The organism is Streptomyces sp. JHA26 (genome assembly GCF_002005565.1).
In the GTDB taxonomy this organism is placed as follows: Bacteria; Actinomycetota; Actinomycetes; order Streptomycetales; family Streptomycetaceae; genus Streptomyces.
Map to the genome: position 1 here is coordinate 1 of NZ_BDJC01000049.1, position 22,323 is coordinate 22,323.

The 22,323-nt window shown below is 73.0% G+C and carries 18 protein-coding genes; 10 read left to right on the forward strand and 8 right to left on the reverse strand.

Features of this window, described 5'->3' with window-relative positions; translation table 11 throughout:
- Window positions 1-54: 54 nt before the first annotated feature.
- Genes JHAT_RS25395 through JHAT_RS25415 form a run of 5 tightly spaced genes read right to left on the reverse strand, consistent with a single transcriptional unit; the run spans window position 55 to window position 5,644 of the window.
- A complete protein-coding gene (locus JHAT_RS25395) occupies window positions 55-1,365 on the reverse strand; it encodes a DUF58 domain-containing protein (RefSeq protein WP_077800582.1) in 1,311 nt (436 codons plus the stop codon).
- The gene (locus tag JHAT_RS25400; protein ID WP_375603590.1) at window positions 1,365-2,357 is read right to left on the reverse strand and encodes an AAA family ATPase; all 993 of its coding nucleotides are present in this window, start codon (window positions 2,355-2,357) and stop codon (window positions 1,365-1,367) included. Before JHAT_RS25400 ends, JHAT_RS25395 begins: the two co-directional genes overlap by 1 nt.
- Window positions 2,354-3,562 carry a DUF4350 domain-containing protein gene (locus tag JHAT_RS25405; protein ID WP_171991045.1) on the reverse strand — a complete coding sequence of 403 codons (1,209 nt, stop codon included), beginning with the start codon at window positions 3,560-3,562 and terminating at the stop codon, window positions 2,354-2,356. Before JHAT_RS25405 ends, JHAT_RS25400 begins: the two co-directional genes overlap by 4 nt.
- Entirely contained in the window at window positions 3,559-4,299 is a 741-nt protein-coding gene (locus JHAT_RS25410; RefSeq protein ID WP_253195603.1) for a DUF4129 domain-containing protein, read from the reverse strand. Before JHAT_RS25410 ends, JHAT_RS25405 begins: the two co-directional genes overlap by 4 nt.
- 37 nt (window positions 4,300-4,336) lie before the next feature.
- Window positions 4,337-5,644 (reverse strand): glycerophosphoryl diester phosphodiesterase membrane domain-containing protein, encoded by a 1,308-nt coding sequence (locus JHAT_RS25415; RefSeq protein ID WP_077800584.1) that lies wholly within the window; start codon window positions 5,642-5,644, stop codon window positions 4,337-4,339.
- Window positions 5,645-5,785: 141 nt separating this feature from the next.
- Here JHAT_RS25415 and mtnA point away from each other — a divergent pair, with 141 nt between their 5' ends.
- The 7 genes from mtnA (at window position 5,786) to JHAT_RS25450 (ending at window position 14,718) form a co-directional block, all read left to right on the forward strand.
- The gene (gene mtnA / locus JHAT_RS25420; protein ID WP_077800585.1) at window positions 5,786-6,928 is read left to right on the forward strand and encodes an S-methyl-5-thioribose-1-phosphate isomerase; all 1,143 of its coding nucleotides are present in this window, start codon (window positions 5,786-5,788) and stop codon (window positions 6,926-6,928) included.
- Window positions 6,929-7,124: 196 nt separating this feature from the next.
- Entirely contained in the window at window positions 7,125-7,814 is a 690-nt protein-coding gene (mtrA, locus tag JHAT_RS25425) for a two-component system response regulator MtrA (RefSeq protein WP_009188938.1), read from the forward strand.
- Between the two features lies 1 nt (window position 7,815).
- Window positions 7,816-9,888 carry an MtrAB system histidine kinase MtrB gene (gene mtrB, locus JHAT_RS25430; protein ID WP_077800586.1) on the forward strand — a complete coding sequence of 691 codons (2,073 nt, stop codon included), beginning with the start codon at window positions 7,816-7,818 and terminating at the stop codon, window positions 9,886-9,888.
- Window positions 9,878-11,725, forward strand: a complete 1,848-nt coding sequence (locus tag JHAT_RS25435; RefSeq protein WP_077800587.1) for an LpqB family beta-propeller domain-containing protein — start codon at window positions 9,878-9,880, stop codon at window positions 11,723-11,725. Before mtrB ends, JHAT_RS25435 begins: the two co-directional genes overlap by 11 nt.
- A 138-nt stretch (window positions 11,726-11,863) precedes the next feature.
- Complete coding sequence (locus tag JHAT_RS25440; protein WP_171991047.1) at window positions 11,864-12,742, forward strand: ComF family protein; 879 nt, start codon at window positions 11,864-11,866, stop codon at window positions 12,740-12,742.
- Window positions 12,743-13,054: 312 nt separating this feature from the next.
- Window positions 13,055-13,747 carry a ribosome hibernation-promoting factor, HPF/YfiA family gene (gene hpf, locus JHAT_RS25445; RefSeq protein WP_077800589.1) on the forward strand — a complete coding sequence of 231 codons (693 nt, stop codon included), beginning with the start codon at window positions 13,055-13,057 and terminating at the stop codon, window positions 13,745-13,747.
- A 224-nt stretch (window positions 13,748-13,971) separates the two neighbouring features.
- On the forward strand, window positions 13,972-14,718 hold the full coding sequence (locus JHAT_RS25450) for a response regulator transcription factor (protein ID WP_077800590.1): 747 nt from the start codon (window positions 13,972-13,974) through the stop codon (window positions 14,716-14,718).
- A gap of 16 nt (window positions 14,719-14,734) precedes the next feature.
- Here the strand turns inward: JHAT_RS25450 and JHAT_RS25455 are convergent, their stop codons facing one another.
- Window positions 14,735-15,910: a winged helix-turn-helix domain-containing protein gene (locus JHAT_RS25455; RefSeq protein WP_077800591.1), complete on the reverse strand. Its 1,176-nt coding sequence runs from the start codon at window positions 15,908-15,910 to the stop codon at window positions 14,735-14,737.
- Between the two features lie 39 nt (window positions 15,911-15,949).
- Window positions 15,950-16,519: a GNAT family N-acetyltransferase gene (locus JHAT_RS25460; protein WP_077800592.1), complete on the reverse strand. Its 570-nt coding sequence runs from the start codon at window positions 16,517-16,519 to the stop codon at window positions 15,950-15,952.
- Between the two features lie 277 nt (window positions 16,520-16,796).
- Between JHAT_RS25460 and secA the strand changes: the two genes are divergently transcribed.
- Window positions 16,797-19,643 (forward strand): preprotein translocase subunit SecA, encoded by a 2,847-nt coding sequence (gene secA / locus JHAT_RS25465; RefSeq protein WP_077800593.1) that lies wholly within the window; start codon window positions 16,797-16,799, stop codon window positions 19,641-19,643.
- Between the two features lie 95 nt (window positions 19,644-19,738).
- On the opposite strand, the gene JHAT_RS34750 is transcribed toward secA, so the two are convergent.
- The gene (locus tag JHAT_RS34750; RefSeq protein WP_307718358.1) at window positions 19,739-20,641 is read right to left on the reverse strand and encodes an Rv3235 family protein; all 903 of its coding nucleotides are present in this window, start codon (window positions 20,639-20,641) and stop codon (window positions 19,739-19,741) included.
- 335 nt (window positions 20,642-20,976) lie between these two features.
- On the opposite strand from JHAT_RS34750, the gene JHAT_RS25475 reads away from it, so the two are divergent.
- Both JHAT_RS25475 and JHAT_RS25480 read left to right on the forward strand, forming a co-directional pair.
- Window positions 20,977-21,492 carry a DUF6912 family protein gene (locus JHAT_RS25475; protein ID WP_077800594.1) on the forward strand — a complete coding sequence of 172 codons (516 nt, stop codon included), beginning with the start codon at window positions 20,977-20,979 and terminating at the stop codon, window positions 21,490-21,492.
- 59 nt (window positions 21,493-21,551) lie between these two features.
- Window positions 21,552-22,226, forward strand: coding sequence for an HAD family hydrolase (locus JHAT_RS25480; RefSeq protein ID WP_077800595.1), 675 nt, complete (start codon window positions 21,552-21,554; stop codon window positions 22,224-22,226).
- Window positions 22,227-22,323: the final 97 nt, after the last annotated feature.

Consider the following 22,323-nt stretch of genomic DNA (forward strand, 5'->3'; position numbering starts at 1 on the left):
ATTTCAGGGTCTTTTTGTGAGGCATGAGAGCGGGGCCTTTCGGCCCCGCTCCGGTCACAGGCGGCCCGCGGCCTTCAGTTCCAGATAGGCGTCGGCCAGGGCGGGTGCCAGTTCGTCCGGCGTCGCGTCGACGACCGTCACGCCGTGCCGGCGGAGCTGGTCCGAGGTGCGACGGCGCTCCGCCTCGGCCTGCGCGGCGGCAGCAGCCTCGTACACGGCCTCGGGGTTACCACGGGCCTTCGCCATCCGGGAGATGTACGGGTCCGCCACCGACGCCACGAGGACCGTGTGGCGCTGAGTCAGTCGAGGCAGGACGGGGAGCAGCCCCTCTTCGACCGGTGCCGCGTCGAGTGTCGTGAACAGCACGATCAGGGAGCGCCGAGGGGACGAGCGGAGTGCGGCCGCGGTCAGGCCCCGCGCATCGGTCTCCACAAGCTCCGGCTCCAGGGTCGCCATCGCGTTCACCAGGGAAGGCAGTACGTCGCCTGCCGTCCTGCCCTGGACCAGGGCGCGTACCCGGCGGTCGTAGGCGAGGAGGTCGACGCGGTCGCCGGCGCGGGAGGCCAGGGCGGCCAGGAGCAGCGCGGCGTCCATGGAGGCGTCGAGGCGGGGGGCGTCACCCACGCGGCCGGCGGACGTGCGGCCCGTGTCGAGGACGAGCAGGACGTGCCGGTCGCGTTCGGGGCGCCAGGTGCGTACGGCGACAGCCGACTGGCGGGCTGTGGCGCGCCAGTCGATGGAACGGGTGTCGTCGCCGGGGACGTACTCGCGGAGACTGTCGAACTCCGTGCCCTCGCCACGGGTGAGCAGGCTGGTGCGGCCGTCGAGCTCACGCAGGCGCGACAGCTTGGACGGGAGGTGCTTGCGGCTGGTGAACGGTGGCAGGACGCGTACCGTCCAGGGGACCTGGTGGGTGCCCTGGCGGGAGAGGAGGCCCAAGGGGCCGTAGGAGCGGATCGTGACGCGGTCCGTCCGGCGGTCGCCGCGGCGGGTGGGCCGTAGGCGCGTGGTCACACGTCGGCGTTCACCCGGGGGAACCGTCAGGCGGTGGCGGGAGGCCGCCGTCTCCGTACCGGGTTGCCAACTGCTGGGCGGCCAGGCGTCGCGGAGGTGGGCGCGGAGCGGACGGCCGGACGGGTTGGCGACGGTCAGGGTGACGTCGGCGCTCTCGCCCAGGCGTGCGGAGGTGTCGCCGGAGCGGGCCAGGCGCAGGCGTCGTACCGGGGCGGCCAGGGCGAAGTCGCAGGCGCAGGCCAGTGCCAGCGGGGCGTTGACCGCGAGGATGCCCGTCCAGCCGGGGTCCCAGATGCCGACGGGGACGGAGCCGAGGGCCGCGAGGAGGGCGGCGCGTCCGGTGAGTGCCATCAGCGGGGGACGGGGACGTGGGCGAGGATCGCGTTGATGACGGAGTCGGCGGTCACGCCTTCCATCTCGGCCTCCGGGCGGAGCTGGACGCGGTGGCGGAGGGTGGGAAGGGCGAGGGCCTTCACGTCGTCGGGGGTGACGTAGTCGCGGCCCGTGAGCCAGGCCCATGCCCGGGACGTCGACAGCAGGGCCGTGGCCCCGCGGGGGGACACGCCGAGGGTGAGGGAGGGCGACTCGCGGGTGGCGCGGCAGATGTCGACGACGTAGGCCGTGATCTCCGGGTGGACCGTCGTCTTGGCGACCTCGACGCGGGCCGCTTCCAGGTCGGCGGCGTTCGCGACGGGGCGTACGCCGGCGGCGTGCAGGTCGCGCGGGTCGAAGCCGGCGGCGTGGCGGGTGAGGACGTCGATCTCGTCCTGGCGGGAGGGGAGCGGGACGGTCAGCTTGAGGAGGAAGCGGTCCAGCTGCGCCTCCGGCAGGGGGTAGGTGCCCTCGTACTCGACCGGGTTCTGGGTCGCGGCGACCAGGAACGGCTCGGGGAGCGGGCGGGGGGTGCCGTCGACGGTGACCTGGCGTTCCTCCATGGCCTCGAGGAGGGACGACTGGGTCTTCGGGGGCGTGCGGTTGATCTCGTCGGCGAGGAGCAGGTTGGTGAAGGCCGGGCCGGGCTGGAAGGAGAACTCGGCGGTGCGGGCGTCGTAGACCAGGGAGCCGGTGACGTCGCTGGGCATCAGGTCGGGGGTGAACTGGACGCGCTTGGTGTCGAGCTCCAGGGAGGCGGCCAGGGCGCGGACCAGGAGGGTCTTGGCGACGCCGGGGACGCCTTCGAGGAGGACGTGGCCGCGGCACAGGAGGGCGACGACGAGACCGGTCACGGCGGCGTCCTGGCCGACCACGGCCTTGGCGATCTCGGCGCGCAGGGCCTCGAGGGCGGTGCGGGCGGTGCCCGGGGCCCCGGTCTGCCCGGCGTTGTCAGTGGTCGGGTCCATCATGGACGGCGTACCTCTCTTTCGAGGGCGTCGAGGTGGTCGGCGAGGGCTGTGAGCGCCGCGTCGTCGCCGGGCGGCGGGCCGTAGAGGAGGGCGTGCAGGGACTGTCCGTCGCCGCGGAGGCGGGCGGACAGTGCGGGGAGCAGGGCCTCGGGCGCGTGCGCCTGGGCGACGGGGACGCCTACGAGGGGGGCGAGGCGGGTGCGGGTGGCGGAGCGAAGAGCGGTGGCGGCGCGGTCGCGGGCGTTGGCCTTGCGGTAGAGGCGGGCGTGGCCTTCGGTGGTTTCGGAGGCGCGGATCGCCACGGGGAGTTGTTCGGGTACCAGGGGGCCGAATCGGCGTGCCCGCCACAGGGCGGCGAGGACGGCGGCGACGAGGAGTTGCAGGGTGCCCCACAGCCAGCCGGAGGGGAGCAGCTCGAAGAAGCCGCGCTCCTCGTCCGGGGCGGGGGCGTCGGAGAGCGAGGGGAGGTACCAGACCAGATGGGGGCGGGAACCGAGGAGTTGGAGGGCGAGCGAGGCGTTGCCGTGCTCGTCGAGGCGGTTGTTGCGGAGGATGTCGTCCGCGCCGAGGACGATCGTGTCGCCCGGGGTCGCTTCGCCGGACGCTGCCGGTGTCTCGGGGAGGCGGAGCAGGGTGGCCAGGCGGTGGCTGGGGTAGCAGACGTCCGCCCGCGGGTGGGTGCTGGTGTAGCGGATGCCGCCCGTGTCGGCGGTGCCCGCGCGGCGGGCGGCGGGCAGGTCGCAGTCGGGGGACAGCGTCGAGTCGAAGCTGAGGACGGGGTCGGCGGTGACGCCGGGGGCGAGCCGTTCGACGGAGGAACCGCCGGGGGCCACGAGGACCGTGCGTCCGCCGGAGCCGGCGGTCGCGGAGCGCAGCGCGGTCTGCTGGTGTTCGGTCAGCAGGTCGGGGACGGCCACCAGCAGGGTGGTGTCCGGGCCGGTCGCGGCGCGGGCGTCGTCCAGGGTGGTGACCACCCGGGTGGACACGCCCCGGTCGGCGAGGAGTTCGGCGACGGCCCGGCTGCCGTAGGGGTCGGCGGAGCGCGGGTCGAGTTCGCCGTGCCGGGCGTCGGAGCGGACGACGGCGATCGCGACGGCGCCGGTGAGGAGCAGCACGAGCGCGAGCGTGAGGCCTCGCGCGCGGGTCCACAGCCGGCGGGCGGTGGGCGAGGCCGAGGTGGTGGGGAGCGTGGCCTCGTCGGTCATCCGGCGGCTCCCGGGCGGGTGTGCGGGCCGTTCGCGTCGCCGGGGGCGCTGCCGGCCGGGTGCGGTGTGCTGCGTTCCAGGTCGCGGTCGAGGTCGGCCAGGCGCCGGTACGACTGTTCGGTGCCGGGCCGGCCGCCGTAGGTGACGTCGTCGAAGTCCCGGGCCGCGGTGTGCAGCCGGTCGCCGTGGGCGGGCAGGGCGCGGCCGGCCTCGGTGGCCGCCTCGTCGGCGGTGCGGCCGGGGCGGATGTCGAGGAGGGCGCGTTCCTCCAGGGCGCGGACGACGGCCCGCATGCGTTCCTGGACGGCCCGGTTCCAGTGACCCTGGGCGGCGTGCGCCTCGGCGGCGGCGCGGTGGTCGGCGGCGCTGCGGGGGCGGTCGTCGAACAGGGCGGGAGCGGAGGCGGGCGTGCGGCGCGGGGTGCCCAGGCGCCACCAGAGGGCGCCCAGTACCGCCAGGACGGCCAGGATGACGACGATCAGGCCGAGTGTCCCTCCGGGCGTCGCGGTGGAGGCCCTGCCGAACAGCTCGTCGATCCAGTCCCAGAGGGCGTTCAGGGCCCGCTGGAACCAACTGGGGTCGTTCTCGTGGTACATGCGCTTGGACAGCTCGCGGCGCGCCGCCTCCCGTGCGGGGTCGCGTGGAGTCGTCACCGGCGGTTCGTCACTGGAGCGTGCCAGGGACAGCGCGGAGGTGTCGCCGGCGCGCAGCAACGTCCGTACGGCGGTGCGTGGCAGCACCTCTGTGAGAACTCCCCCCGTCGGTCTCACCGCATCAGCTTCCCGGGACGGGGCCGGGGCTGCCGGGGTCCTGGATGCCGGCGGCGCGGGCCAGTTCGAGATCGAGGGCCTCGCGGCGGATGCGCTGGTCGATGTAGAGGAGCACCGTGACGCCCGCCGTGATCGGGAAAGTGATCATGGAGCCGATCACCGAGCCGATGCCGCTGACGACGAGGAAGGTCCAGCCGAGGCCGCCGCCGCCCTCGAGGAATCCGCTGACCCCGTCGCCGCTGAGGGCGGCGGCGAGGAAGGTGAAGGGGATGACGATGATCGACGCGACGATGTTCGCGATGACCGTCGCGAGCAGCTGGATGCCGAAGATCCGCCACCAGGAGCCGCGCACCAGCCTGGTCGAGCGGCTCAGCGCCTTCTTGATGCCCTGCTTCTCCAGCATCAGTGCGGGGGAGGCCAGGGAGAAGCGGACCATGAGCCAGACGGCGACGAGGCCGCCCGCCATGAAGCCCAGGGCGGCCAGGGCCACGCCTGCTCCGCCGTCCGCCGTGGCGGTGACGAGGAGACCGGGCAGCATGCCGGTCAGGAGGAGGCCGGCGACCGTCAGCAGCAGCAGGACGATCAGGCCGAACAGTTTGATCACCTGAGGGCGGGCGTCCCGCCAGGCCTCGCGGGTGGTCACCGGCCTGCCGAGGACGGCGCGGCTGGTGACGGTGGTCAGCAGGGCCGTGGCGACGACGGTGCCGATCAGGGAGACCAGGAAGATGACGCCCGAGTGGATCGTGGTGGCGGTGAGCGCGTCGGCGAGTTCGCTCAGGGTGGCGTCGGGGTCGTTGAGGACGTCGGAGCCGGTGTCGTCCAGGACGAGGCCCTGGAGGAGTACGACGACGACCTCGGTGAAGATCGCGACGGTCAGCGAGATGCCGAGGACCGTGCGCCAGTGGGTGCGCATGGTGGAGACCGCGCCGTCGAGGATCTCGCCGACGCCGAGCGGACGGAGCGGGATCACGCCGGGCTTGGCCGCGGGCGGGGGGCCGCCCCAGCCTGCTCCCCAGCCGTAGCCGGGGCTGCCGTAGCCACCGCCCTGGCCGCCGTGTCCGCCCGGGGGCGGGGCGCCCCAGCCGGAGCGGGGCGGTGGGGGAGGCGGGGTCTGGCCGGGGCCGGCGGGTGCGGACCACCGGCCGGGGGGCGGCTGCTCCTTGGACCACTTCGTGCCGGGGCTCGCCGGTTCCGTGTTCGGCCGGTCCGTGGGCTCGCCGGTTCCCGGACGGTCGGCGGGGCCGGACGCGCCGGGCTCCTGCCCGTCGGACGGGGCGGATCCGGGCGAGGTCCAGCCCGGAGTGTCGTTCATCGTCGCTCCTTCACGGTGCCCTTCCGCGGTCGTGGCGGCAGGTTGGCAGCCATGGTGCCATGGGGTGGCCGGCTGCGGACCGGGCGAGGTGGGGGGCAGTGCACCTTCTATGGTCCACCGGAATGGGGGCAGACTGACCGCATGGCTGATCTGTACGCGCAAAGCGGCGAGGACAAGCGGCCGGCCGGGATACCTGCCCTCCGCTGGGAGGAACCCCCCGAGGGCCCGGTGCTGGTCCTGCTGGACCAGACGAGGCTGCCGGCCGAGGAGGTCGAGCTGGTCTGCACGGACCCGTCCGCGTTGGTGGAGGCGATCCGCTCGCTCGCCGTGCGCGGGGCACCGTTGCTGGGCATCGCGGGTGCCTACGGGGTCGCGCTCGCCGCCGTCCGGGGCTTCGAGGTGGAGGAGGCCGCCGCCGCGCTGGCGGGGGCACGCCCCACCGCGGTGAACCTCGCGGTGGGCGTGCGCCGGGCGAAGGCCGCCCACCAGGAGGCGCTCGCCAGGACCGGCGACGCCCGGCAGGCCGCCTCGGCGGCGCTGGCCGCGGCGCGGGCGCTCCACGAGGAGGACGCCGAGGCCAGTGCCCGGATGGCGGGGCACGGGCTGGCGTTGCTGGACGAGCTGCTGCCCGCCGGCGGGCACCGCGTCCTCACGCACTGCAACACCGGGGCGCTGGTGTCGGGCGGTGAGGGGACGGCGTTCGCGGTGGCGCTCGCCGCGCACCGGGCGGGGCGGTTGAGGCGCCTGTGGGTGGACGAGACGCGTCCGCTGTTGCAGGGCGCGCGCCTGACGGCCTACGAGGCGGCGCGCAACGGCATTCCGTACACCCTGCTCACCGACAGCGCGGCCGGTTCGCTGTTCGCGGCGGGTGAGGTGGACGCGGTGCTGATCGGGGCGGACCGGATCGCGGCCGACGGCTCGGTGGCGAACAAGGTGGGCAGCTATCCGCTCGCGGTGCTGGCGCGGTACCACCATGTGCCGTTCGTCGTGGTGGCGCCGGTGACGACGGTGGACGCGGGGACGCGGAACGGGGCGTCCATCGAGGTCGAGCAGCGCCCCGGCCACGAGGTGACCGAGGTGACGGTTCCCCAGGTCCCGGTGACGGGAGCGGGAGGCGGGATCCCGGTGGCCCCCCTGGGGACGCAGGCGTACAACCCGGCGTTCGACGTGACGCCGCCCGAGCTGGTGACGGCGATCGTCACCGAGCGGGGCGTGGTCTCGCCCGTGACGGCCGAGGCCCTCGCCGAGGTGGTTGCCGGGTCGCGGATGCCGTCCACCGGGTGACGGGGGCTCTACGGAGCGTTCGCGGGGCGGGTGAGCGGTGCCTGCGGTGCGTAGTGCGTCGCGGACGCGCGGTGAGACCGGGCCCGGTCCGGGGCGGTGGCGGTGGAGCGGGGCAGACAGTGACGGCCCCGTACGACTATCGTCACAGGCCAGTGACCTCGCTCACCAGCGCCTCTGTCGTCGTTACGAGAATGGGATGATGTCGTTTATGAAGGGACGAGTCCTTGTCGTCGACGACGACACCGCACTGGCCGAGATGCTCGGCATTGTGCTGCGTGGTGAGGGTTTTGAGCCGTCGTTCGTAGCCGACGGCGACAAGGCGCTGGCCGCCTTCCGTGAGGCCAAGCCCGATCTGGTGCTGCTCGACCTGATGCTGCCCGGTCGGGACGGCATCGAGGTCTGCCGTCTGATCAGGGCGGAGTCCGGCGTGCCGATCGTGATGCTGACGGCCAAGAGCGACACCGTCGACGTGGTGGTGGGGCTGGAGTCGGGCGCCGACGACTACATCGTGAAGCCGTTCAAGCCGAAGGAGCTGGTGGCCCGGATCCGGGCGCGGCTGCGGAGGTCGGAGGAGCCGGCGCCGGAGCAGCTCGCCATCGGCGACCTGGTGATCGACGTGGCGGGGCACTCCGTGAAGCGGGACGGGCAGTCGATCGCGCTGACGCCGCTGGAGTTCGACCTGCTGGTCGCGCTGGCCCGCAAGCCGTGGCAGGTGTTCACCCGTGAGGTGCTCCTCGAGCAGGTCTGGGGTTACCGGCACGCGGCGGACACCCGGCTGGTCAACGTGCATGTGCAGCGGCTGCGCTCCAAGGTCGAGAAGGACCCGGAGAAGCCGGAGATCGTGGTGACCGTCCGTGGTGTCGGTTACAAGGCCGGACCGAGCTGACGTGAGCGGGGACAGTGCCGCTTCGGCGCCCGGCCGGTCCGGGGACCGCGCCGGGCGGCCTGTCGGCCACGGGCCCGGGCGTTCGCGCTGGGCGCGTCTGCTCGAGGGCGGGCTGCTGCACGGCGGGGTCCAGGGCAGCCCGGTGCTCCGTCTGTTCATGCGCTGGGTACGCCGTCCGCTGCTGCCCGTGATGCGGCTGTGGCGGCGCAACATCCAGCTCAGGGTCGTCGCCACCACGTTGCTGATGTCGCTCGGCGTGGTGCTGCTGCTCGGCTTCGTCGTGATCGGGCAGGTCCGCAACGGTCTGCTGGACGCCAAGGTGAAGGCGTCGCAGAGCCAGGCCACCGGCGGCTTCGCGGTGGCGAAGCAGAAGGCCGAGGAGGCGGCGAGCACGACGGGCGACGAGGGCACCCCCGTGGGCGGTCGTCCGCCGCAGAACGTCATCCAGTGGATGAGCGACCTCGTGAAGTCGCTCTCCAGCGGCGGCCAGGGCGCCTTCGACGTGGTCACGCTCCCCATGGGCGGGGACAGCGGCAGCGGGCGCGGCCCGCGCGCCTCCGGCCTGGTCAACTGGTCGGCCAGTGTGCCCGAGGGACTGCGGGAGCGGATCGACGGCGACCCGGCGGCGGCGCAGAGCTACACGCGGATCGTCTACGACTCCGACGAGCCCTCGCAGCCGGGTCTGGTCATCGGCAAGCAGGTCAACGACCCGAACGGTGAGCCGTACCAGCTGTACTACCTCTTCCCGCTGACGCAGGAGGAGAAGTCGCTCAGCCTGGTCAAGGGCACGCTGGCGACGGCCGGGCTGTTCGTCGTCGTCCTCCTGGGAGCCATCGCCTGGCTGGTGGTGCGTCAGGTCGTCACGCCCGTGCGGATGGCGGCGAGCATCGCCGAGCGGCTGTCCGCCGGGCGGCTGCAGGAGCGGATGAAGGTCACCGGCGAGGACGACATCGCGCGCCTCGGCGAGGCCTTCAACAAGATGGCGCAGAACCTCCAGCTGAAGATCAGCCAGCTCGAGGACCTGTCGCGGATGCAGCGGCGGTTCGTCTCCGACGTGTCGCACGAGCTGCGGACGCCGCTGACGACCGTGCGGATGGCGGCCGACGTCATCCACGACGCGCGCGTGGACTTCGATCCGGTGACCGCGCGGTCGGCGGAGCTGCTCGCGGACCAGCTGGACCGGTTCGAGACGCTGCTGGCGGACCTTTTGGAGATCAGCCGCTTCGACGCGGGCGCGGCGGCGCTGGAGGCGGAGCCGATCGACCTGCGGGAGGTCGTGCGGCGGGTCGTCAGCGGGGCCGAGCCGCTCGCCGAGCGCAAGGGTTCGCGGATACGCGTCGTCGGCGACCAGCAGCCCGTGGTCGCCGAGGCGGACGCCCGGCGCGTGGAGCGGGTGCTGCGCAATCTCGTCGTCAACGCCGTGGAGCACGGTGAGGGCCGGGACGTCGTCGTACGGCTCGCCGCGGCCGGCGGTGCGGTCGCCGTCGCGGTGCGCGACTACGGCGTCGGGCTCAAGCCCGGTGAGGCCGCCCGGGTCTTCAGCCGTTTCTGGCGGGCCGACCCGGCACGCGCGCGTACCACCGGTGGTACGGGGCTGGGGCTGTCGATCGCGCTGGAGGACGCGCGGCTGCACGGCGGCTGGCTGCAGGCCTGGGGCGAGCCGGGCGGTGGTTCGCAGTTCCGGTTGACGCTGCCCAGGACCGCGGACGAGCCGCTGCGGGGGTCGCCGATACCGCTGGAGCCGGCGGACTCGCGGCGCAGTCGCGGGCTGGACGACGCCGGTGCCCACGCAGCGGACCGGGCGCGCGGCGCGGACAAGGCGGTCACCGTCCCGGCGCAGGCCGCGCTGGGCCAGGGGGCCTCGGCGTCCGTCCGGGGCCCGATACCGCCGCGGCCGACCGCCACCGCCACCGCGGATCCGACGGCACTGCCCGGCAGCGGGGCGCGCGTGGTGCCGCGGCCCGTCCCGGGCGCCCGTGAACAGGACGGCACGCCCGGGCCGCAGGCGGCGGGCCGCCCGGACGCCGGGCCGCAGGAGCCGAGCAGGCGAGGGGAGGCATCTCGTGGGCGCTGACCGCGAGGGGAGCGGCCGGCGGACGCCGATGCGCGCGGTGACGTATACGGTCTGCGGCGTCGTACTGCTGGGGGGGTGTGCCTCCATGCCCGACCACGGGGACCTGCGGGGCGTGGAGTCCACGCCCCGGCAGGACCCGCAGGTGCGGGTGTTCGCGATGCCGCCGGCGGAGGACGCGTCGCCGTCGGAGATCGTGCAGGGCTTCCTGGAGGCGCTGACCAGCAACGACCCGCACTACGAGACGGCCCGCAAGTATCTGACGGGCGACGCGGCGAAGAGTTGGCGGCCGGAGCGGTCCACGACGGTGCTCGCGGGCGGGGCCGGCACCGAGGCCGACCACTCGGCGAGCCGTGCGGACGCCGACGAGTTCTCGTACTCGGTCACGCTGACCGGCACCAGGGTCGCCACGGTGGACGCGCAGCAGTCGTACTCGCCGGCGGCCGGCCAGTACCGCGAGTCGGTGCACCTGTCCCGCGACCCGAAGAGCCGGCAGTGGCGCATCGACCGCCTGCCGCAGGGCGTCGTCATGGGCAAGTCCGACTTCCAGCGCACCTACATGTCCGTCAACAAGTACTACTTCGCCTCGAACACCGTCCCGAGCACCGCGGTCGGTGCGAGCGGGCGGCCGGCGGCCGTCGCCGATCCCGTCTACGTGCGCCGCCTCGTGGACCCGCTGACCCAGGCCGTGCGCTCGCTGATCAGCGGGCCGACGAGCCTGCTGGGACCCGTGGTCAGGTCGAGCTTCCCGACCGGCACGGCGCTGGCGGACGACGTCGACTCGCTGACACCCGACGACCGCAACACGCTGAAGGTGCCGCTGAACGACAAGGCCGCCGAGGCCGGTGCGGACCGGTGCGACGAGATGGCGGCCCAGCTCCTGTTCACCCTCCAGGGCCTCACCCCCGCCGTGGACGAGGTGGAGCTGACCTCGGGGGACAAGCGGCTGTGCTCGCTCGGGGAGGACCGGGCCGAGACGGTCGCGACGCGCGGTTCGGCCCAGCAGCCGGACTACCTGTACTTCGTGGACGCCAAGCACCGTCTGGTGCGGATCGCCGCGGGCAGCACCGCGACCCACCCCGAAACCGTGCCCGGGGCACTGGGCGAGGGCACGAAGGCCCTGCGGTCGGTGGCGGTCTCGCGGGACGAGCGCAGCGCGGCCGGCATCGGCTTCGACTACAAGTCGCTGTACGTCGCCTCGCTGGTGCCGGGCAGTTCGCTCGAGGACCCCCTGCTGGTCAGCGAGGGCAAGACGGAGGCGGACCGGCTGACGCCGCCCAGCTGGGACGCGCAGGGCGACCTGTGGGTCGCCGACCGGGACCCGGAGAATCCCCGGCTGCTGCTGTTCGAGAAGGGCACGGGCGAACCGGTGCAGGTGCGGATCCCCGGGCTGGACGGGCGTGTGCAGGCCGTGCGGGTGGCGGCCGACGGGGTGCGGATCGCGCTCGTCGTGGAGAAGGACGGCGAACGGTCGCTGCTCATCGGGCGGATCGAACGCGACGGGCGGGCCGGTGAGCAGTCCGCGGTCACCGTCGTCGGACTGCGCTCCGCCACGCCCGAGCTGGAGGAGGTCACGGCCATGTCCTGGGCCGGTGACAGCCGGCTCGTGGTGGTCGGGCGCGAGCGCGGGGGCGTCCAGCAGATCGGGTACGTCCAGGTCGACGGCTCCACGCCGGAGGCGTCGGTGCCGGCGGCGCTGACCGGGGTGAAGGAGATCGCCGCGACCGAGGACGAACGGCTGCCGCTGGTGGCGTACTCGGAGGACCTGATCGTCCGGCTGCCGTCCGGCATGCAGTGGCAGAAGGTGACGGAAGGGACGGCGCCGGTCTACCCGGGCTGAGGGGGCGGGCCGGTGCCGACGCGCGTTCACCCGGGCGGGTGACGCCGGTCGTCTCCGGCGCGGAGTTGTCCCCAGGGGGCGCCCGGGAGTTCTCCACAGGCCTGGCCGAACGGTGCGGGCGTCGGCACAGTGGTGGCCGTGCGCGGATGGTGGCGGGACCTCGGCGACCTGGTGCTGCCGGCCGAGTGCGGAGGCTGTGGCAGGGCCCGCACGGTGCTGTGCCCACGGTGCCGTACGGCGCTGGGCGGGGGAGCGCCGTGCCGGGTCCGTCCCGATCCGGAGCCGCCCGGGCTGCCGGTGGTGCACGCGGCGGCGCGGTACGCGGACGAGGTGCGGGCCGTGCTGCTGGCCCACAAGGAACGTGGAGCGCTGGCCCTCGCCGGGCCGCTGGGCACGGCTCTGGCGGGGGCGGTGCGGGCCGGGCTCCGGGAGGCGTGCGCGGGCGGCGGGGTGCGCTCCGCGGGTGTGCGGGAGCCGGTGCTGCTCGTACCCGTGCCGTCCGCGCGCCGGGCGGTGCGGGCGCGTGGTCACGACCCGGCGCGGCGGATCGCCCTCGCGGCCGCGGGTGAGCTGCGGCGGACCGGGACGCCCGCCCGGGTGTGCGCCGTGCTGCGGCAGCGGCACGCCGTGGCGGACCAGGCGGGGCTGGGCGCCCGGCAGCGGCGGGAGAATCTCGCCGGCGCGCTGGCGGTGGTCCCCGGCGGGGCCCGGCTGCTGGGCGGCCGTGGGCCGGTCGTTCTCGTCGACGACCTGATGACCACGGGGGCGTCCCTCGCGGAGGCCGCGCGTGCCGTGCGGGAGGCGGGGGCGGTCCCGGATGAGCGCGGGGCGGGGGCGGACACGTACAGGACGGCGAGAACGGCTGTGTATTCGTCGGCGGCATGGGAAGGCAGAGAGGAACGGAGAAACGGGCCCCGAAAGGCGGGTCCGGACGGAGGCGGTGGCGTGGGCCGGGACGTGATCCGTGCGGCCGTGGTCGCGGCCTCACCAGATGCTTTCGAAATAAACCGGAACTGATCGAATACTTGCCTCGTTGTAGGTAATGAGAGAGTCAATTCACCGGAACGGAGGTACGGCGCGGTAGAGGGTGACGACATCCGTCCGGGCGAGATATGTTCGGTTGTGAGGCAAAGCCGCAGGCCACACCTCTTCGATCCGAATGCCGTACTGCGGGTTCAGCCGTCATCACCCGCGTCGGTGGAGTGGATATCTCGCCCGCGGGGGAGGAGGTGGAAGTCACCGAGTCCGAGGTTCCGGGAAAACCGGAACCTGGTGCAAAAGGGAGATGCTCCGCCGCCGAAGCGGAGCGATCCGGGAACGGAGTTCTGCGTGGACATCGTCGTCAAGGGCCGCAAGACCGAGGTGCCCGAGCGGTTCCGGAAGCACGTGGCCGAGAAGCTGAAGCTGGAGAAGATCCAGAAGCTCGATGGCAAGGTGATCAGCCTCGACGTCGAGGTGTCCAAGGAGCCCAACCCCCGACAGGCCGACCGCTGTGACCGAGTGGAGATCACGCTCCGCTCCCGCGGCCCGGTGATCAGGGCGGAAGCAGCGGCGAGCGATCCGTACGCGGCGCTCGACCTGGCGGCGGAGAAGCTCGGTGCCCGGCTGCGCAAGCAGCACGACAAGCGCTTCTCGCGGCGCGGGGCGCGCAGGATCTCGGCCGCCGAGGTCGCCGACCACGTCCCCGGTGCCGCGACACTCAACGGGAATGGTGACATCGTCCCGGAGGAGACGCAGGACGGTGTCCCCACCAAGAAGATCGGCTCGCTCGAGGTCCAGGGCGAGGGCCCGCTCGTCGTCCGCGAGAAGACCCACGTGGCCGCGCCGATGACCCTCGACCAGGCGCTCTACGAGATGGAGCTGGTCGGGCACGACTTCTATCTGTTCGTCGACTCCGAGACCAAGGAGCCCAGCGTCGTCTACCGGCGGCACGCCTACGACTACGGCGTGATCCACCTCACGACGGACACGATGGTCACCCAGGCGCACGCTCCCGAGGCGGGCGATGCGCTCGGTGGCTGACCACGCCGGGTGACAGCCGGACCGGTGCCCCTGGAGCGCGCGTGCGCCCCCAGGGGCACCGGCGTGCGACGGTGCGCGAGGTGTGCGACCCCCGCGTCGTCCGCTCTGTCACCTCCGTGTCGGCGCGGCATGGAATCATGGCGGCAACCACCCAACCGGTGGGTCGTTGCCTTGCGTTGGCGATGGCTCAGGACCACAGGCCACAGCCTTCAGGGGGAGGAACGATGGCGGACAGTTTCGGACCGATGCGGGACGAGGGCGCCGACGATGGCGTCGTCGGCATGGGCCCGGACGCGGGCTCGTCACGCGAGGAGCCGATCAGGGTCCTGGTCGTGGACGACCACGCCCTGTTCCGCCGCGGCCTGGAGATCGTGCTCGCGGCCGAGGAGGACATCCAGGTCGTCGGGGAGGCCGGGGACGGCGCGGAGGCCGTGGAGAAGGCCGCCGACCTGCTGCCGGACATCATCCTGATGGACGTGCGGATGCCCAGGCGCGGCGGGATCGAGGCGTGCACCTCCATCAAGGAGGTGGCCCCCAGCGCCAAGATCATCATGTTGACGATCAGCGACGAGGAGGCCGACCTCTACGACGCGATCAAGGCGGGTGCGACGGGATATCTCCTCAAGGAGATCTCGACGGACGAGGTGGCGACCGCCATCCGCGCGGTGGCCGACGGACAGTCGCAGATCAGCCCGTCCATGGCGTCGAAACTCCTCACCGAGTTCAAGTCGATGATCCAGCGGACCGACGAGCGCCGGCTCGTGCCCGCACCGCGCCTCACGGACCGCGAGCTGGAGGTGCTCAAGCTCGTCGCCACGGGAATGAACAACCGGGACATCGCCAAGGAGCTGTTCATCTCCGAGAACACCGTGAAGAACCACGTGCGCAACATCCTGGAGAAACTGCAGCTGCATTCCCGGATGGAAGCCGTGGTGTACGCGATGCGGGAGAAGATCCTCGAGATCCGCTGAGCCGCCGGGCCCCCGGTCAGGCGAGCAGCTGGGCCAGTTCCCTGGTGAGCGGCTCGCGCAGGTCCGGTGCGTCGACTCGTTCCACGCGTACGTCCGTGCACTCCACCCAGCTCGCCGCCTCGACCAGGGCCCGGGCCACCGCCGGGGCCGCCTCGGGACCGTCCAGGGTGACCTGCCGGGCGACCAGCGTGCGGCCCTCACGCGCCGGGTCCACCCGGCCGACCAGCCGTCCGCCGGCCAGGACCGGCATCGCGAAGTAACCGTGCACCCGCTTCTGCTTGGGCACGTAGGCCTCCAGGCGGTGGGTGAAGCCGAAGATCCGCTCCGTGCGCGCGCGTTCCCAGATCAGGGAGTCGAAGGGCGAGAGCAGCGTCGTGCGGTGACGGCCGCGCGGGACGGTCTCCAGGGCCGCCGGGTCCGCCCAGGCCGGTCGGCCCCAGCCCTGCACCGCGACCGGCACCAGGCCGGAGTCGGCGATCACGGCGTCGACCTGCTCGGCCTTGAGCCGGTGGTAGTCCGCGATGTCCGCGCGGGTGCCGACGCCCAGGGACCGGCCGGCCAGGCGGACCAGGCGGCGCAGGCACTCGGTGTCGTCCAGGTCGTCGTGGAGCAGCGCGGCCGGGACCGCGCGCTCGGCCAGGTCGTACACGCGCTTCCAGCCGCGGCGCTCCACGCACACCACCTCGCCGTACATGAGCGCGCGCTCGACGGCGACCTTCGTGCCCGACCAGTCCCACCACTCGCTGGTCCTCTTCGCGCCGCCCAGGTCCGTCGCCGTGAGCGGGCCCTCGGTGCGGAGCTGCTTGACGACGCGGTCGTAGTCGCCGTCGGGCAGGGGGTGGTTCCAGTGCGGGCGGTTGCGGTAGGCGCGGCGGCGGAAGGCGAAGTGGGGCCACTCCTCGATGGGGAGGATGCAGGCGGCGTGGGACCAGTACTCGAAGGCGTGGGTGTCCGTCCAGTAGGCCTTCTCGACCGTCCTGCGGCCCACCGCGCCCAGGCGGGCGTACGGGATGAGCTCGTGGGAGCGGGCGAGGACGGAGATCGTGTCGAGCTGCACCGCGCCCAGGTGCCGGAGCACGCCGCGGACGCCGGCGCGGCGGTCGGGGGCGCCGAGGAGACCCTGTGCGCGGAGGGCGAGGCGGCGGGCCTCGTCTGCGGACAGTTCCGTGACGGGGGGCGGGAGGGTCGTCATGCGTCCGCACGATAGGGGGTGGGTCTGACAGCGGGGTGGCTACCGGGGAGCCGGCAGGTAGGGGGCGGTCGAGGGCAGGGAGAGGTCCGAGGGGAGGAGGGAGGCTATCCAGCAGTCGCGGCGGGTGCCGTTGTTGTCGATCGCGGAGCGCAGCGTGCCCTCCATGGTGAAGCCGGCGCGCCGGGCCACCGCGAGGGAGGCCGTGTTGCCGACCTCGGCGCGCCACTCCAGGCGGTCGATCGCCCGCTCGGTGAAGGCCCAGCGGGCCACGGCGGCGGCGGCCTCGGTGGTGTAGCCGCGCCCGCGGTGCTCCTTGGTGCCCCAGAAGCCGATCTCGCCGACGCCCGGGGAGCGCATGGTGACGCCGAGCATGCCCGCCAGGTCGCCGGAGGGCAGGAAGAGGCCGAAGGTGAACATGGAGTCGTTCGCCCAGCCGTCGGGGACCATCTGCTCCGTGAAGCCCCGCGCGTGTTCCGGGAGGTAGGGCGAGGGGATCGTCGTCCAGCGCTGGATGTCGGGATCCTGGCAGGCGGCGTACACGGCCTCGGTGTCCCGGGGGCCGACGGTGCGCAGGACGAGGCGGTCGGTGGTGAGCGTCAGGGGTTCCATCGGCCGATTCTGCGGGACGACCCGCGACGGTTGCCATCTTTTTGCCGGGCGTGGACGAGCGGGCGCTTTCCGTACCTCGGGTGGGTGGGCGCGGCACCATCCGCAGGCCTCGCACGTTGAACCCGGTGACGGCGATCGGAAGCAGGACGAAGGAGCACGCGGTCCCCGCTGCGGCAGACCTCCCGGGGCGGCGGGGTCCTCGCATACGATGGCCGTTGCTCAGTCAGTACGTGGAAACCGACCGTCCCAGGCCCGACCGGCAAGGAGACCAACCCCCGTGTCCGTCCTCTCGAAGATCATGCGTGCAGGCGAAGGCAAGATCCTGCGCAAGCTGCACCGCATCGCGGACCAGGTCAACTCCATCGAAGAGGACTTCGTCGACCTCTCCGACGCCGAGCTGCGGGCCCTCACCGATGAGTACAAGCAGCGCTACGCCGACGGTGAGAGCCTGGACGACCTGCTGCCGGAAGCCTTCGCCACCGTCCGCGAGGCCGCGAAGCGCGTCCTCGGCCAGCGCCACTACGACGTGCAGATCATGGGCGGCGCCGCCCTGCACCTGGGGTACGTGGCGGAGATGAAGACCGGCGAGGGCAAGACCCTGGTCGGCACGCTGCCCGCCTACCTGAACGCCCTCTCCGGCGAGGGCGTCCACATCGTCACGGTCAACGACTACCTGGCCGAGCGCGACTCCGAGATGATGGGCCGCGTCCACAAGTTCCTCGGGCTCGAGGTCGGCTGCATCCTCGCCAGCCAGACGCCGGCCCAGCGGCGCGAGATGTACGCCTGCGACATCACCTACGGCACGAACAACGAGTTCGGCTTCGACTACCTGCGCGACAACATGGCGTGGTCCAAGGACGAGCTCGTCCAGCGCGGTCACAACTTCGCGATCGTCGACGAGGTCGACTCCATCCTCGTCGACGAGGCCCGTACGCCGCTGATCATCTCCGGTCCGGCCGACCAGGCCACCAAGTGGTACGCGGACTTCGCCAAGCTGGTCACGCGCCTGAAGAAGGGTGAGCCGGGCAACCCGCTCAAGGGCATCGAGGAGACCGGCGACTACGAGGTCGACGAGAAGAAGCGCACGGTCGCCATCCACGAGTCCGGTGTCAGCAAGGTCGAGGACTGGCTGGGCATCGACAACCTCTACGAGTCGGTGAACACCCCGCTCGTGGGATACCTGAACAACGCCATCAAGGCCAAGGAACTCTTCAAGAAGGACAAGGACTACGTCGTCCTCGACGGCGAGGTCATGATCGTCGACGAGCACACCGGACGCATCCTCGCCGGCCGCCGCTACAACGAGGGCATGCACCAGGCGATCGAGGCGAAGGAAGGGGTGGACATCAAGGACGAGAACCAGACGCTCGCCACGATCACCCTGCAGAACTTCTTCCGCCTCTACAAGCGCCACGACCACGACGGCAAGGAGCTCCCCGGCCTGTCCGGCATGACCGGTACGGCGATGACGGAGGCCGCCGAGTTCCACCAGATCTACAAGCTCGGCGTGGTGCCCATCCCGACCAACCGGCCGATGATCCGCAAGGACCAGTCGGACCTGATCTACCGCACCGAGGTCGCCAAGTTCGAGGCGGTCGTCGACGACATCGCCGAGAAGCACGAGAAGGGTCAGCCGATCCTCGTCGGCACCACCTCGGTCGAGAAGTCCGAGTACCTCTCGCAGCAGCTCAGCAAGCGCGGCATCCAGCACGAGGTGCTCAACGCCAAGCACCACGAGCGCGAGGCGTCGATCGTCGCCCAGGCGGGCCGCAAGGGCGCCGTCACGGTGGCGACGAACATGGCCGGTCGCGGTACGGACATCAAGCTCGGCGGCAACCCCGAGGACCTCGCCGAGGCGGAGCTGCGCCAGCGGGGCCTCGACCCCGAGGAGCACATCGAGGAGTGGGCCGCGGCCCTGCCCGCCGCCCTGGAGCGGGCCGAGCAGGCGGTCAAGGCCGAGAAGGAAGAGGTCGAGAAGCTCGGCGGCCTCTACGTGCTGGGCACCGAGCGGCACGAGTCGCGGCGCATCGACAACCAGCTGCGCGGCCGCAGCGGCCGCCAGGGCGACCCGGGCGAGTCCCGGTTCTACCTCTCCCTGGGCGACGACCTGATGCGCCTGTTCAAGGCCCAGATGGTCGAGCGCGTCATGGCGATGGCCAACGTCCCGGACGACGTGCCGATCGAGAACAAGATGGTCACCCGCGCGATCGCGTCGGCCCAGTCGCAGGTCGAGACGCAGAACTTCGAGACCCGTAAGAACGTCCTGAAGTACGACGAGGTGCTCAACCGGCAGCGCGAGGTCATCTACGGCGAGCGGCGCCGCGTCCTGGAGGGCGAGGACCTGCAGGAGCAGATCCATCACTTCATGGACGACACGATCGACGCCTACGTCCAGGCCGAGACCGCCGAGGGCTTCCCCGAGGACTGGGACCTCGACCGCCTGTGGGGCGCCTTCAAGCAGCTCTACCCGGTGAAGGTCACCGTCGAGGAGCTGGAGGAGGCGGCCGGCGACCGGGCCGGACTGACCGCCGAGTTCATCGCCGAGTCCATCAAGGACGACATCCGGGAGCAGTACGAGGCGCGGGAGGCGCAGCTCGGCTCCGAGATCATGCGCGAGCTGGAGCGCCGGGTCGTGCTCTCGGTCCTGGACCGCAAGTGGCGCGAGCACCTCTACGAGATGGACTACCTCCAGGAGGGCATCGGCCTGCGCGCGATGGCGCAGAAGGACCCGCTGGTCGAGTACCAGCGCGAGGGCTTCGACATGTTCCAGGCCATGATGGAGGGCATCAAGGAGGAGTCCGTCGGCTACCTGTTCAACCTGGAGGTCCAGGTCGAGCAGCAGGTCGAGGAGGTCCCCGTCGAGGCCGCCGCTCCCTCGCTGGAGAAGGCCCCGCAGGACGCCGTGCCGGCCCAGGCCGGTGCGCGCCCGGAGATCCGCGCCAAGGGACTCGACGCACCGCAGCGCCGGGACCTCCACTTCTCCGCTCCGACCGTGGACGGCGAGGGCGGTGTCATCGAGGGCGACTTCACCACCGACGAGGAGCCCGTGCGGACCCCGTCCGACGGCCTCACGCGCGCGGAGCGCCGCAAGCAGGCCAAGGGCGGGCGGCGCCGCAAGAAGTGACGCCACGGCGCCGGGAGGCGCCGTGGCGGTGGGAAGGGCCGGGCACCCCTGGGGGAGCCCGGCCCTTCGGCCTGTCCGGTGCCCGTGCCCCGCGGTCAGTCGTCGTCCGTCTGCGGCCCGCGGCGACCGCCCAGCTCCACGGCGGTGCAGCGCCAGCGCAGGTCCTGGCCCTGCTCCAGACGGAAGGCCATGGCGCGCAGCTGGTCGCCCGCGCCGATGCGGGCGAAGACCTCCAGCGCGCCCGGCCGCGCCTCGTAGTAGCCGATGTCGCGGACGACGGGGAGGGTGCCGCGGGTGCGCAGCGGGCCGCGTTCGGCGAGCCGGGCCAGTTCGTCGTAGGCGCGGCCGACGGTGTGCCGGAGCATCGAGTGCACCGGACGCCGGCCGCTGAGCACGTCGAGGAGGAGCTCCGCGAAGTGGTCGGTGGGACGGAGCTGCGGGACGGGCCGGCGGGGGGCCCGGGCGGGGACGACCGGGACGAAGGATGCGCCGGAGGCCGTCGGGGCGGCCGTGGAGGACGGGGCCCCGGCGGGTGCGGCGATCCGGCGGGCGGCGGCCGAGGTGCGGTCCGGGGCGGGTGCGGTGGCGGCCGCGCGTGCGCTCGCCCTGGCCGTCCCGCCCGGGTGGGCTGTCACCGGGCGGTTGTCGGCCGGCCGCGTGCGGGCGCGCGCGGACCGGCCCGGAGAGCCCGGAGGCCGTCCGCCGGGCGCCGCGGTCCGCACGCCGCTTCCGCCGGGCCTACGGGGCGGTGCGCCGCCCGGTGCGCGGGGCGTGGCGCCGCGGGGAGCACCGGAGACCGTGCCGGTGCCGGTGCGCGCGCCGGGTGCGGAGTCCCCGGGGGTGAGCGAGGTGCCCTCGGCGGCGGCCGGGACACGGACGGGCACGCCGGCCGCGAGGGCGGGTACGGCGGGTACAGCAGGTACGGCGGGTGCGTGGAAGGCCGGGCGGATCCTGGTCATGACCTTGCGCAGGGGCGGCGCGGTCGGTGTGGGCTGCATGGGGTTCCCCGTTCGGTGACCCGGTGGTACCGGGCGGTAACTTCATGGTCGGGGATCTTGTACGGGGTGGCGGACGACGGCCGCAAGGAGGGGGAGGGCCGGGTCGGGGCGGCCGGGAGGTTCACCTATCCGAGTGGCCGGGGCCATGGGAACGGCCGGAACGGGGCGGGCGTACCGGGTGAGTTCCGGGGACGGAGGTGGACGCGTGCGGCACGCCCGGCGGGCGCCCGAAAGGGGACGCCGCACGTATCCTGAAGGTCCTCCGGCGGACTTCCGGCCGGTTCCCGGCCACCGGTTCCTGGTTTCCCGGTTCCCGACCACGAAAGCGGCCCGTCATGCGCGTCTATGTCCCCCTGACCCTCTCCGGTCTCGCCGAGGCGTACGGGACGGGGCACCTGGGGGCCGGTCCGCTCGTCGCCTACGCCGTCACGCCGGCGTTCCGCGAGTGGGTCCTCTCGGACGACGTCGAGGAGCTGGAGTACGCCGCCCTGAGCCGGGCCGCGCTGGCCTCGCTGCGGCTGCTGGCGACGGACGCCGGGGCCGCGCGGCGCCGGGTCGTGGTCGCGGCCGACGTGTCCGACGGCGCGGTGTCGCCCGGCCCGGACCGGGGAGCCGACCGGGCGACGCCGGGCGAGGTGCGGGTCGACGGGACCGTGCCGCTGGCCAGGGCGGCCGCGGTGCACGTGGACTCCGCCGACGCGGAGACGGACGTGGCCGCCGCGGCCGAGGCCCTCGCGGCGGCGGACGGCGGGGACGACGACGCCCGGTTCGTCGTGGACGGGGCCGAGGACCACGAGCTCCTCTGGTACGCGACGCAGGAGATCCCGAACCTGGTCGGGGCCGGCGACTGACCGGCGGCGGCCTTCGCCGGCCGTCTTGACCGTCGGTGGCGGCGGGTACGGTTTCGGACATGGGGACGCAGACAGGGGCGCACATCGTCTGGGACTGGAACGGCACGCTGTTCCACGACAACAACGCCATCATCGGGGCGACGAACGCGGCGTTCGCCGAGTTCGGGCTGGAGCCGATCACGCTCGAGCAGTACCGGACGCTGTACTGCGTGCCGGTGCCGAAGTTCTACGAGCGGCTGATGGGGCGGCTGCCCACGGACGCCGAGTGGGAGGTCATGGACGCGGCCTTCCACCGGTACTACACCGAGCACCGGGTGCGGTGCGGGCTCACCGAGGGGGCGGCGGAGCTGCTCGCCGGGTGGCGGGCGGCGGGGCGCAGCCAGTCGATCCTCAGCATGTACGGGCACGAGGAGCTCGTTCCGCTGGTCAGGGGACTCGGGATCGAGGCGCACTTCCTCCGCGTCGACGGGCGGACCGGGCCCTCCGGGGGCAGCAAGGCCGAGCACATGGTCCGGCACCTGGCGGCGCTGGGCCCGGTGGTGGACCCCGCTCGCACGGTGGTGATCGGGGACGCCGCGGACGACGCGCTGGCCGCACGGCACGTGGGGGCGCTGGCGGTGCTGTACACCGGCGGGTCGCACGGCCGGGCCAGCCTGGAGGGGGCAGGGGCGCCGGTGGTGGACACGCTGGGGGAGGCCGTGGCCGAGGCGGAGCGGCTGGCGGCGGCGGCCTGAGGCACCCCCGGCGGCGTGACCGGCCGCGGCCGTGCGGGACCACGGCCCGCGGCCGAAACGCGGCCGTACCAGCCGTCACGGCCGACAGGGCTGTGCA